Below are 12,837 nucleotides of genomic sequence, written 5' to 3'. Positions count from 1 at the left end.
AAACTGCAACCGCTGATTATTCAGCGTCGAGCTTGGCAATCCAGCCCTTGGTGGCAGCACTCAACGCCGGATAGCGGGCCATGACTTCGGGGTCATGGCCGGGAATGATGCGGCCAATATCGTTGCCCGCCAGCTTTCTAAGCTTCTCGTAACCGAGCAGCACGCCCGAGACGCTGTCGCAGCTCGGGAAAACCCGATTGCTTTCCACATGGGCGTAGTGGTGGGTCACATCGGAGGCGAGCACGACCGGTCCACGCGCGGTATTGACCCGCACGCATTGCAGCCCGCGTGAATGGCCACCGATATGATGCAGGGTAATGCCGGGCAGCAGTTCTTCATCCCCATCATGAAAACAGACACACCCGGCATAGACCCGTTCCACCAGATCGGTCACATGCTCCACATCATAGGCATGGTTACCCTGATGGGTGCACATGCATCGCCCGGTGGCGAAACTCATTTCACTGTCCTGCAGGTGAAAGGTCGCGTTCTGGAACAGGTTGTTGTTGCCGGCGTGATCGTAATGCATATGGGTGATGATCACGTCCCGGACCGTATCCGGGTCGACTCCTGCGGCAGCCAGACCGTCCGCCACGGGTGTAACAAGCTGGCGACCTCTTCGCTCGCCGGAATCGGGGCTGAAACCGGTATCGACCACAATCGTGCGATCCTGATTGCGGATCACCCAGACAAAGTAATCCAGCGGCATGGGCAGATCATGGCTGTCACCGCCAATGAAATTTTCCGATGCCGGACGATCATGGTGGCCATAACGAATGGCCAGAACTTCATACTGGTCGTGCATAGCTGCGCCCCAACTCCAGATTACAAGCGAAGCAGGCCGTAATCAGCCTGCATCCTCGTCAAATACCTGACGCGCGGTGCGGAAGGAATCCACCGCAGCAGGAACACCGCAATAAATGGCAACCTGCAGGAAAACCTCACGGATTTCTTCCTTGCTGACACCGTTACGCAAAGCGCCACGAATGTGCATTTTCAGCTCATGCGGACGGTTGAGCGCGCTGATCATCGCAAGGTTGAGCATTGAGCGCGTCTTCTTGGGCAACTCATCGCGGCCCCAGACGGCGCCCCAGCAATACTCCGTCACCAGTTCCTGCATCGGCATGTTGAAGTCATCGGCCGTTGCGATTGAATTCTCGACAAACTCCTTGCCGAGGACGGATTTGCGGATTTCCAGGCCGCGCTCAAAAGTAGCTTTGTCCATGATTTTTCCTTTCGGGACAGGGGAAATAAAACCTCTTCAAAAAAGCCACCGCCGGGTCAGCCATTGACTGACCGTCCCGGCGGTGCAGGGAGGTTAACGGGTTGGCCATTTCGGTTCTGAAACCGCCAGATCCTCAGGGAAGACGGTGACAGGCACACTGTCCTGCCACTGGATGATGGTCAGGCTCGCCCCTTCACGACGGCCATTCTCATCAAAACTGATCGTGCCGCCCGGATAGTATTTGGACGGGCCGCCATCCATGCTGCGCAGCGCATCACCGACAGCCTTGCTGTCACGGCTGCAGGCTTGCTCAAGCGCATCCTTGAAGATCCACATATCGCCATAGGTGGAAACGGCATTCTGGGTCGCCCATGGCTCGCCATAGACATCCTCGAGACGCTTGATGAAGTCTTCCTGACCCTTGACGCCCCAGTTGGCGACAGCGGACATGACGCCATCGAGCAGGGCCGGATCAACGGTTTTCAGAACCTCAGGCTCGGCAATCGCGATACCGAATGAAATGGTCGGAACCTGCACCCGGAACTCGCGCATTTTCTCGAGAATCAGCTTGGAATCCGAAATAACCGTTGGCAGGAAGAACAGCAGGTCAGGGCGCTTGCCGCGCAGTTGCTGCACAAGTGCAGAGGCATCCGCGAGCGGCGGCGTGAAGACTTCCTCGGAGACGAGCTCGAGGCCGACATCATCGAACAGACCTTCCTTCATCCGCTTGACTGAAGACAGGGATGCGGCGGTGTTGTCGGTGATGACCGCTACTGTTTTCGGACGCTTGCCGGTCTGGCTCTCGGCCAGATCCATGATGATCGGCAGGGCGATCTCAGCCTGCGCACCGGAGGTGGCAGAGGTCTGGAAGACATTATCGAAATCCCGGCCGGTAATCAGGTCCGAATAGGACAGGGTAAGCACCGGCAAATCTGCTCGCTCGGTAATCTCGGTAACCGCCAGGGTAAAGGAGCTGAGATAGGAGCCGGTCGCACCAACCATATCGGGATACTCGGCAACCATGCGCTGGGCAGCATTTGCGGCCTTCTCGACGCTGTCGCCGGTATCAACCACCACCAGCTCAAGCGGTGCACCGTCGAGGCAGGAGATACCACCCGCCTTGTTCACGTCCTCGACACCCAGCTCGGCACCCATTTTCATGACCTGACCCGGACGGGCGTAAATACCGGAAATCGGTGCGATCAGACCGATCTGAACCGGATCGGCAGCCTGTGCCGAAAAGCCGAATGCGGCAGTGACCAGCGCGGTCCCGACCATTAATGCGTTTCTTAGTTTTTTCATTGGAGTCCTCCCAATCATTTTGTTTAGGGATGCGCAGCCTGGCGGCATCACATGCCCAGATACGCCTGCCGCACACGATCGTCGGCCTGCAGCGTCTCGTTGTTGCCTTCGAGGACCACCCGGCCCGTCTCCAGCACATATCCGTGGTCGGCGAATTGCAGGGCTTCTGCCACCCGCTGTTCCACGAGAAGAATGGTCAACCCGGCGTCGCGCCGAATTTCCATAAGCTTGTCAAAGATGAAGTCGGCGATTGTCGGAGCCAGTCCCATGGATGGCTCGTCGAGCATCAACAGCTTCGGCGCGGAGGCGAGACCGCGACCGATCGCGACCATCTGCTGCTCACCCCCGGACAGGGTACCGGCAGGCTGGCTCGCCCGTTCCTTCAACACCGGGAACCAGTTGTAGATCTGCTCGAGATTTTCCTTCCAGCGCGCGGCACCCGCCTTGGTGATCGCGCCCATTTCAAGGTTTTCCAGTACGCTCAGTGACGGGAACACCTGTCGTCCCTCGGGCACATGCGCGATGCCATGATGGGCACGCCGTGACGGCTCGACCTTCAGCAGATCCTCGCCATCGAAGCGGATGGAACCGCCCATGGCATCGACCGTGCCGGAGATGGTCTTAAACAACGTACTCTTGCCCGCGCCATTCGGCCCGACGATGGAAACAAACTGTCCGGCATCGACCTCAACCGACACGTCCTTCAGGACGGCAACTTCGGTATAACCGGCGCTCAGGTTTTTAATCTCAAGCATTTGCAGCCCACTTCTTGCCAAGATAAGCCTCGATCACACGGCTATCGCGCGTAACCTCTTCCGGCAGGCCCTCGGTGACGATTTCGCCGTGGTCAAGCACGAGGAAGCGGTCGACCAACTTCACCATGGCCTGCATTGTATGTTCGATAATCACGATGGTTTTGCCCGCATCGGCCAGTTGCCGGATGACGGCAACCACCTCTTCGGATTCATCGCTGCCAAGACCGGCGAGCGTTTCATCCAGCAGCAGGATATCGGGCTGCCCGGCCAGTGCCCGCGCCAGCTCCATCAGGCGCAGTTCCTTGGTGGTAAGACCACCGGCGACACGGTCGGCGCTGTCGGCAAGACCGACCATGGCCACCGCCTCACGGGCGATCCGCTCGGCATCCGCCTCGCTGGTCGCCTTCACATAGGCACCAACTCGGACATTCTCATAGATGGTCATGCGCTTGAACGGACGCATGACCTGAAAGGTGCGGCCGATACCGGCACGGCATAAGGCGTGGGGTTTACGTCGGACGAGGTCAGTGCCCCCCACGATCACGTTGCCGGTATCGGGCCGCTGGAACCCGTTCAACAGATTGAACAGGGTTGTCTTGCCCGCGCCATTCGGTCCGATGATGCCAAGGATCATGCCCTTGCGAACCGAGAAGCTGACATCCTGCACGGCCTGCAGGCCGCCGAAGCTCTTTGAGATATTGCGCACTTCAAGAACGATATCGGCAGTGGCTGCGCGCTCGGCACGATCACTGTGCAGCAGTGGCGTGACATTGGTCGATTTCGCGGCCGCCTCAACCTTCTCTTGTGCGTCCTCAACCTCAGTAACGCGGGATTCATCCCGGTTGTGCAACATATCCCGAACCCGCCAGAACAGACCTTCCGGAGCGAGCAGGATCAGCAGGATAATGGCGAGGCCATAGATAACGCCCTGAATACCCGGAACCACATTGCCAAGTTCGGCATGCAGGATTTCAGCGATCGGGATCAGGAAGGCAGCACCGATGATCGGCCCCCAGACGGTCCCGACACCGCCGAACATGGAAACGGTCAGGGCCTGTGCCGAGATCAGCATGCCGAACACGCTCTGCGGGGTAATCACCAGAATGACCACGGCATAGAAGGAACCGATCAGACCGGCGATTGCACCGCTGACGGCAATCGCTTTCAGCTTCCAGGCCAGCGTATTGATACCGGCTGCCTCGGCGGCGGCTTCGTTCTGTTTAATCGCGATCAGAGCGACGCCGAACCGGGTCAGCTCAATACGACGGGTAATCACCACGATCGCGGCCAGCAGCGCCATGGCCAGCACGGTATAGACCTTGCGATCCTCGAACTGCATGTAGAGCCAGGCATTCTCGGTTACGCGCGGAATGCTGAGTTCCGGATAGCCGAGCCACTGGAACACATAGAGCAGCGCCAGCGGATAGGCGAGCATGGACAGTGCAAAGTAGTGACCACGCAGGCGGAAGGTCGGCAGGCCGATGATCACCCCGGCAACAGCGCCGATCAGGGCCGATACCGGCATCATGATCCATGGCGAAATACCGTAATTGATCTGGGCCAGCACGGTGGCGAAGGCACCGAGACCGAAGAACGAGGCATGCCCGAAGGATACCAGCCCGGTATAGCCGCTGAGCATATTCCAGCTCAGGCCGAAACAGGCCCAGACCAGCACCAGCGTCATGATCAGCTGGTAATAGGAATTGTCGACCATCATCGCGACGCCGAGATAGGCCAACGCGAAAATAAAGAAGGGTCGCAGGGATTTGAACAGTGCCTGCATCAGGTTCTCTCCACATTACGGCCGAAGAAGCCTTGGGGTCTCAAGGTGACGATGAGCAGGAAGATCACGAAAATCGTCGCGTTCTGCAGTTGGGTCGGCAACACCAGCGTTGACAGCTGCTGGACCAGACCGATGGTCATGCCGCCCCAGAATGCGCCCAGAATACTGCCGATACCGCCGAGCACGACGCCGGCATACATGATGATGACGTATTCAAGACCAACGAAGGGATGGAACGGGTAATTGGTGGCGAGCAACCCACCGGCAACGCCGGTGATGGCTGTACCGAGGGCAAAGGCAACACGGTGCGCCTTGTCCACATTGATACCCATATAGACCGAGGCCTCCGGGTTATCAGCGGCGGCACGCAGCGACTTGCCGATACGTGAGCGGGTAATCATCAGCCAGAGCAGGACAATCACGGCAACCGAGAAACCGGCGGCCACGGTCCGGGCCTTGTTGACGAACAGCGCCATATCGGCATCCCAGATCGGCTCAATCAGCCAGGCGGCACTGGACAATGGCGTGCGGATGGTTACCAGATCGGCACCAAACAGGATCATGGCACCGTTCTGCAGGATCAGCGCGATACCGAGGGTCAGGATCAGCTGGGCATAATGCCCCTCACCTTCCATGCTCGCGGTACGGATACCGGTCACCTGCCGGATCAGCACCTTATGTAGCGCCCAGCCGAAGACATAGAGCAAGGGGGCGGCAAGGATCGTGGCCACGTAAGGCCCGATCACATCGCCGAAGAACTGCTGCGCCAGCAGGATAAAGGCAAAATAGGCGGCATACATGCCAACCATCATCAGATCGCCCTGGGCGAAGTTGATGACGCGCATGATGCCGAAGATCATCGCCAGACCAACACACATCAGGCCGTAAATGGCCCCGATGAGCAGCCCGGCGATGGTCGCCTGCATGATGCTTTCAATAAGTATCTGGGTTTCGGTCATACGGCACCTGTCCGGCAGAGACGGATTATGTCTCCGGTACTCTCCTGTTGTTGCAGATTGCTTATCCGCTGATTGATGTCGTTTGCCGTGTCGGTACCAAGGGCCCCACCGGCAGCTTCCAGAAAACGGCGGGTGATCAGGGCGTTGTCGGCAAACTCGATGTCATCGAGACCGGCAACGGCCTGTACGCCGTCGGTAAAGGTCAGTGTCACCCGTGCGCCCTGACGGGCCGGGAAAGCCCCATTGATCCGATCGTCGATCGAGAACGTCATGGAAGCGATCAGCCGGGTAATGTCAGCATCGTTCAGACGGGCATAATTGCTCTCGGCGATCTCGCCGGCGCTCAGTGCAGCGGCAACGCCGAACGGGATACTCATCTTGGCCTGCAGCGGACGGGCAAACGGCCCGGTATGGGCACAGCCCGGATAGTTCAGCGCCGCATCATAGGTATCAACAGTGATGGCCGTGATCTCAGTCGCCGCACGCCCGCTCTGCTGCAGCGCCTTCAGGGCTGCCTGACAGGGCGACTGGGCAAAATTGCAGGCGGGAACCTGCTTGTTGAACACGTGCAGGATTTCAACGTCCCCATCCGGGAACAGCCGCACCGGCTCACTGTGTTTCAAACGACCAAAGGCAGCAAACAGCCCGGCTGGCCCTTCAAGGATCGACGCCGAGGCATCAACACCGGCCTGAGCCAGTCGCAGGCATTGCAGCGCATTGCGCACGACAAAGCCGGGGTGGAAATACATTTCATCAGCGCCGTTATGGGGCCATTCATTGAGGCCGGAGCTGCAATTCGCCGCCAGTGCCAGCGCGGAAACCGTTGTGTCCTCATCAAGCCCCAGCAGGATGGCACCGGCCATCACCGCCGCCAGCGGTCCCACGAGACCGGTCGGGCGGAACAGGCGCGCCACTTCCGGTGTCATGAGCACCCGGCCAATGCGGCCACCGGTTTCATAGCCGATCACGGCGGCGCGGATCAGGCGCTCACCGTCAAACTCGCCGGTTTCGGCCAGTGCCAGCAGGGTCGGCCAGACCACCACGCCGAGATGCGCGATACTGCCTGCATGCATGTCCTCACGCACCAGCCCGTGCCCGCGGACAGCATTGGTAAAGGCGGCATCATCCATCGCCGCCAGTTTGCTGTCGCCGATAATGACCGAGCCGTTCTCAAGCGGTAGTGCGACCCTGGCCGCCTGCTGGCTCCATGGCAGATGGGCAGATTCAAAAGCGCAAGAGAGGAAGTCGAGCAGACACATCCCCGCCTTGTCCGCAACACCGGATGTAAAGATGTGATCCGGGGCGAACAGGGCATCGCGGACCAGTTGCTGCAAACTGGTCAGATGCTGGATGCCCCCCTCTGGCTGTTGCGCTTGCAAGGCCATCGGTATCAGCCCCGGATCTCAACGCCTGACCAGTCCTCGATCAGCTTGGCAATCGAGGTGAAGTCTGAGTCAGCGCCGTATTTGGATTGGGTAATGGCCAGTATCTGGCGAACCAGACTGCCACCGACCATTGGTACGCCGAGGGCTTCGGATTCATCGACGCACATCCGCACGTCCTTGTAGGACAGCCCGGTGGCGAAACCGAAATCGAAGGTGCCCGGCAGAACCGATTTGGGGAACTTGTCCTGTGACGCGCTGTTGCGCCCGGTCGAGATATTGATGATGTCGAGCATCACATTGGCGTCGATCCCGGCCTTGACCCCCATGGCCATGGCTTCCGAGGTCAGCACGATGGCGGCAGCAGCCAGCATGTTATTGGCCAGCTTGACCACCTGACCGAGACCGGCTTTTTCGCCCACATGGAACACCTTGCCGAAATTGGCGATGACCGGCTCGATGGTTTTGAAATCCGCATTCGGGCAGGACACCATCAGGGCCAGCGTGCCGTTGGTCGCTCCCTTGATGCCGCCACTGACCGGACAATCAACCCATTGCTTGCCGACCTTGGCGAGCGCTTCGGCCACTTCGGTTGCTGTGCTCGGCCCGGTGGTGGAAACATCGACCAGCAGCTTTGCGCGGCTGCCATGAATGAAGCCGTCATCACCAAGCGCAGTATTCTTGACGATTGGCGGAGTTGGCAGGCTGGTGAAGACGATATCGGCTGCGTCGGCAACTTCCTTTGGTGTCTTGGCTGCTTTCGCACCCTTGGCAACCAGCGCATCCATCGCCTGCTGACTGACATCGAGGACCGTCAGCTCATGCCCAGCATCAATGAGGCGCCCTGACATCGGGCCACCCATTTTACCAAGACCGATAAAACCCAACTGCATAATGATATCCTTGAAAAAACGGAAAACTCGCGCCGGGCGCCAGTTATGGGCCCGCCACAGACATGCCGGCATCGATCAGCAAGGTGACGCCGGTAATCGATGATGCCTCATCGGAGGCAAGAAAGACTGCCGCATGGCCGATTTCCTCAGCGGTCGGCAAACGTTTGAGCAGGGTCTTGCCCTTGCGACTCTCCCAGCCCTTGTCATCAATGATGGCATTGGCACCGGGAGTTGCGACCGAGCCTGGCGCGACCGCATTGACCCGAATATTTTTCGGGCCAAGCTCGGAAGCCTGCTGCCGGGTCAGGGTATCAATGGCACCCTTGATCGAGGAATAGACGGAAGCGTTCGGGATCGCCATGGACACGGCAATCGACGACAGATTGATGATGGTACCGCCGCCGCGTTTGACGAGATGCGGGGTCGCCGCCTGAAAGCCCCAATAGGAACCTTTCAGCCCGACATTGAGCATCCGGTCGATAATCGCCGGATCGAACTCGACCAGCGGATCGTAATGGAAGGCAACGGCATTATTGATAAAGATATCAAGACCACCGGCAGATGCCGCAAAGGCATCAACCTTCGCCTTCAGCGCATCGCGGTCGGTTACATCGCAGGAAACAGCCTCAACGGTGAGATCACCAGCCTCGGCAACGGCTTCATTCAGCAATGTCTCATTGATATCGGACATCGCGACACGGGCACCCTCACGGGCCATCGCATAGGCAATGGCGCGACCGATACCACCTGCAGCGCCCGTAACGAACGCCACCTTGCCACCCAATCGGGGCATAATTTCCTCCCGGCCGTTCTACCGGCCATCTGCTCTCTCGCGGCGCTTTGTTTGTCGCCTTGTTCCCCGCCCCTGCCATTGTATGCAGAAAGTCGGGCATTTGCATGATGTGCATTATGATTGTATACAATCACACATCATGATCGGGATACAATCATATAATCATGGTGTCGATCAACCCCCGTTCTGATATTATCGCCAACAAATTGCGGATAAGCCGAACGGTGCAAGAAGTTGGCAACGCAACAACCCGGACAACGCAATTACTTCGTCACAGATCATGGATATGAAATCTTCAGAGGCCTACGACTTTAAGGTGCAGCGGGCCACCAGCACGATGCGCTACAGCGTGACGGAAAGCATCCGAAATGCCATTGCCGTCGGTCGTTATCAGGCCGGTGACCGCATGCCCGAACGCGACCTCTGCGAGATGACCGGCGTCAGCCGCACCGTGGTCCGTGAGGCCCTGCGCCAGCTCGAGAGCGAGGGTCTGGTCCATGTGATTCCGCACAAGGGTCCGACGGTCGCCACCATCAACCGGGAACAGGCCAAGGGCATCTATGAAGTACGTGAAGTGCTTGAGAGCCTCGCCGCTCGTCTGTTTGCCGAGAATGCCACGAGCAGCGACATGGCCGAACTCGAACGCGCCTATGAACAGGTCAAGGGCACCTATCTCGAAGGCGACGTGCTCGACCGCCTCGCGGCCAAGAACTATTTCTATGAATGCCTGATCAATGGTGCCGGCAACGAGGCGCTGGGCCAGACCCTGCACCTGATCAATGCCCGTGCGATGATCCTGCGCGGTCGCTCGCTGCAGATGCCGAGCCGGGGCAAGAAGAGCCTCGCGGAACTCAAAGAGATCATCCAGGCGTTAAAAGACCGCAAACCGGACGAAGCCTACAAGCTCGCCCAGCATCATGTCCGCATGGCTGCAGAAGCGGCGCTGCAGTCATTTACCGACTAGCTGTTGCGATCGCAGCCTACCGAATATTACCCGTCTCGCTGTTAAACAACCGGCCGCCTTCGGTGATGAAGGTGACGGCCAGTGCCGCTGCGCCGAAGCAGGCGAAACCGATAGAGATGGGCAAAGTGCTGCCATCATAAGCCTGCCCAACCATCCAACCAAGAAACGCCGCCAGCGCCGTGGTCACCGCGCCAATGAATGACGAGGCGGTACCGGCGATCCGGCCCATCGGCTCCATGGCGAGCGCGTTATAGTTCGGCATGATGAAGCCGAAACAGAACAGCTGCGCCGACATCAGGCTGACAAACAGCACCAGCGGCACATGGAACAGCAGATCAAGGCACAAGTGTAACAGGGCAATGGTGAAAAAACCGGTCATGGCCAGATGCCCCAGTCGCCGCATCCCGAGCCGGTTGACCAGACGGCCATTGATGATCGCGGCAATCGATAGAGCCACGGCAACGAGGCCGAACAGCAGCGGGAACCACTGCCCCATGCCATAGACATCGGCGAAAATCTGCTGGGCGCTGCTGATATAGCTGATCATGCCACCAAAGCAGGCGGAAATAGCAATCGTATAGCCGAGGGTCTGACGATTGGTGACGGTTTCCCGAAATGCCTGTGCCAGCCATGCGGCGGAAAGCGGCGTACGAGCCTCTGGCGGCCGCGTTTCCGCCAGACGCCATGCGGTCCACCCCATGACCAGTAGCGAGAATGCAGCCAGCACCATGAATATCTCATGCCAGTCACCGAGCAGCAGAATGCCGCTGCCCATGGCCGGGGCAATCGCTGGGACCATGATGAATACCGTCATGACAAATGACATAACCTCGGCCATGCGCCGGCCATGATAGAGGTCACGGATGACCGCGACCGAAACCACGCGTGGTGCGGCAGCGCCGATCCCCTGCATGAAACGCATGGCGATCAGCATCTCGAAGGAAGATGCCATCAGACACATGGTCGTCGCCGCAGCATAAATGCCTACCCCCAGCATGATCACCGGCTTGCGACCGAGGCGATCAGACAGCGGGCCGTAGAACAGCTGGCCAAAGCCGAAACCGACCAGAAAGATGATGACCACCAGTTGCTGCTGATTGCCATCAGTCAGGCCATAGGCATCCCGGATCAGCGGCAGCGCGGGCAGCATGATGTCGATGGACATGGCGGTCAGGGCCATGAAACAGGCCATCAGGCAGATAAATTCCACCATCCCCATGACAGGTGCAGGCGCTGGGGCAGACGGCGGTACCGGCGTCGGGGCAGGCGCCGATGAAATATCTGAAGTGGACATAATTTCCACGCTTGTGACGGGTATCGGAAAGGCAAATTATAAGCACACATATGGCCTGACATGCCCAGTGCTCAAGCACAGAATATAAAATCGACTGGCCATCGCCTATGCCTGGTCATCCAAAAAGCTTTATAAAGGCTCGATGAAACAAAGCTTTGGGGTATTCAAAAACCGGATTGTTTTGTTAGAGTACCTCCATCCACAACCAGCCCCGACGCGCGTTCATTTCCGGGTCACTGGTTTGCGCTACACCAATGCGCTGTAGCCCCTGCGAGATGCAGGCCTGAAAATCAGCCCGATGTTCTTTCCGGCTCGGTTTTCAGCACGATGAGAAAAATCATGTGACGGCTTTTCCCCGATGTCTGGCCCGCATGGCGAAAACCACCGAAGCCGGAAAAGTTGTGCATGGAAGAAGCTCCAGATCACAAACCCAGAAAACGTTGCTTACAGCATACTGGATTTCTCCCGGCGGCCCTGATTGCCCTCCTTCTGTCGCTGGCTTTCCCGTCACCGAACCCGGCATTCGCCTATTGCGAGAATGCAGGTAACCGGACCAGCCGAAACATCCCCGGTTTTTCCGGTCTCAACCTTGTCAGCAAACTGGACAGTGAGGCCGTGGATCCCTGCCTCAGACTGGAACTCGGCACGCCGGAACAGCTGATGCTGTCTTCCACCGGTGTCATGAAACCCGAAGAGATCATCGTACAGAACAATCTCACCGGCGGTCGGCTGATGGCTGGGCCGATTGTCTGGCAGGCCATGGCTGCCCATGAATGGCATCAGGTGGAACTCGCCGAAACGGCAGAACGGCACGACTGGAACCAGTTTTCCCTCAACCAGCAACTTGGCCTTGATCGCTTCAGCCTCGGCGGGGAATGGGTCTGGCTGAGCGCCGACGACAACCTTGCCCAGCGTGGGCTGTTTCAGGCGCGCGCCAGAATGATCGAGGACGAGATCGTCAAACTGGCGCTGAAACATGAGTATCAGATGGTTCAGGACGCGAGCGACATCCCCTTCATGCGCTCGCACTTCACCGCTGCCGAAATCAATATCGGCAATGCTATGCTGAATATCGGACGGGTCGAGCAGGGTCAGGAAGATGCGTTGGATGAAACCGGGTTCCGGGCCGATGCCAGCTTCAACCTTAATGCCCCTGAATGGCTGCCGGAACAACTCACCCTGTCACAGCTGTGGCTCAGCAATGACAATGGCGATCACGGCACTTCCCTCGTCACCGGTCGCTGGGAAATCGCCGAGCAGGCCTTCGACATTACCCTCGGCATCGACCGTTATGAGGATGGCCGGATGAACTGGCAACTGACCAGCAACATTCTGGATTTTGCTCCGGAAATCGGCGATTTCGGCGTCAGCGCCAGCTATGGCATGCAGGATGAAATACAGGTCTCGAGCATCAGCCTTTATGGGCGCCTCGCCTTCTAAAAACAGATTTTTCTAATTTCTTGTCGAAACCGTGGAGCCTTTTCGAA

The 12,837-nt window shown here is 58.4% G+C and carries 12 protein-coding genes; 2 read left to right on the top strand and 10 right to left on the bottom strand.

The features are described 5' to 3' along the window. Positions 1 to 16: 16 nt before the first annotated feature. The 9 genes from CBB62_13590 to CBB62_13550 form a co-directional block, all read right to left on the bottom strand. Complete coding sequence (locus tag CBB62_13590; GenBank protein ID OUT39409.1) at positions 17 to 805, bottom strand: MBL fold hydrolase; 789 nt, start codon at positions 803 to 805, stop codon at positions 17 to 19. 42 nt (positions 806 to 847) lie between these two features. Then, a complete protein-coding gene (locus CBB62_13585; protein OUT39408.1) occupies positions 848 to 1,225 on the bottom strand; it encodes a 4-carboxymuconolactone decarboxylase in 378 nt (125 codons plus the stop codon). A 93-nt stretch (positions 1,226 to 1,318) separates the two neighbouring features. After that, positions 1,319 to 2,545 (bottom strand): branched-chain amino acid ABC transporter substrate-binding protein, encoded by a 1,227-nt coding sequence (locus CBB62_13580; protein OUT39407.1) that lies wholly within the window; start codon positions 2,543 to 2,545, stop codon positions 1,319 to 1,321. 29 nt (positions 2,546 to 2,574) lie between these two features. After that, positions 2,575 to 3,282, bottom strand: a complete 708-nt coding sequence (gene livF / locus CBB62_13575; protein ID OUT39406.1) for a branched-chain amino acid ABC transporter ATP-binding protein — start codon at positions 3,280 to 3,282, stop codon at positions 2,575 to 2,577. Next, positions 3,275 to 5,065 (bottom strand): branched-chain amino acid ABC transporter, encoded by a 1,791-nt coding sequence (locus CBB62_13570; protein OUT39405.1) that lies wholly within the window; start codon positions 5,063 to 5,065, stop codon positions 3,275 to 3,277. The genes livF and CBB62_13570 overlap by 8 nt, the downstream gene beginning before the upstream one ends. Continuing rightward, complete coding sequence (locus tag CBB62_13565; protein OUT39824.1) at positions 5,065 to 6,003, bottom strand: branched-chain amino acid ABC transporter permease; 939 nt, start codon at positions 6,001 to 6,003, stop codon at positions 5,065 to 5,067. Before CBB62_13565 ends, CBB62_13570 begins: the two co-directional genes overlap by 1 nt. A 17-nt stretch (positions 6,004 to 6,020) precedes the next feature. After that, the gene (locus CBB62_13560; GenBank protein ID OUT39404.1) at positions 6,021 to 7,409 is read right to left on the bottom strand and encodes a hypothetical protein; all 1,389 of its coding nucleotides are present in this window, start codon (positions 7,407 to 7,409) and stop codon (positions 6,021 to 6,023) included. Between the two features lie 5 nt (positions 7,410 to 7,414). Further along, a complete protein-coding gene (locus CBB62_13555; protein OUT39823.1) occupies positions 7,415 to 8,299 on the bottom strand; it encodes an oxidoreductase in 885 nt (294 codons plus the stop codon). A gap of 43 nt (positions 8,300 to 8,342) precedes the next feature. After that, positions 8,343 to 9,092, bottom strand: coding sequence for a short-chain dehydrogenase (locus CBB62_13550; protein OUT39403.1), 750 nt, complete (start codon positions 9,090 to 9,092; stop codon positions 8,343 to 8,345). Positions 9,093 to 9,372: 280 nt separating this feature from the next. On the opposite strand from CBB62_13550, the gene CBB62_13545 reads away from it, so the two are divergent. Then, the gene (locus tag CBB62_13545) at positions 9,373 to 10,056 is read left to right on the top strand and encodes a GntR family transcriptional regulator (protein ID OUT39402.1); all 684 of its coding nucleotides are present in this window, start codon (positions 9,373 to 9,375) and stop codon (positions 10,054 to 10,056) included. Between the two features lie 16 nt (positions 10,057 to 10,072). Here CBB62_13545 and CBB62_13540 read toward each other — a convergent pair whose 3' ends face one another. Then, complete coding sequence (locus CBB62_13540) at positions 10,073 to 11,350, bottom strand: hypothetical protein (protein ID OUT39401.1); 1,278 nt, start codon at positions 11,348 to 11,350, stop codon at positions 10,073 to 10,075. Positions 11,351 to 11,755: 405 nt separating this feature from the next. Between CBB62_13540 and CBB62_13535 the strand changes: the two genes are divergently transcribed. Next, positions 11,756 to 12,790 (top strand): hypothetical protein, encoded by a 1,035-nt coding sequence (locus CBB62_13535; protein OUT39400.1) that lies wholly within the window; start codon positions 11,756 to 11,758, stop codon positions 12,788 to 12,790. Positions 12,791 to 12,837 lie beyond the last annotated feature (47 nt).

Origin of the sequence: Micavibrio sp. TMED2 (assembly GCA_002168225.1) — a bacterium.
Lineage (GTDB): Bacteria > Pseudomonadota > Alphaproteobacteria > TMED2 > TMED2 > TMED2.
The sequence above is the reverse complement of the archived record's forward strand: the minus strand, read 5'-3'. Positions and strand labels throughout refer to the sequence as shown.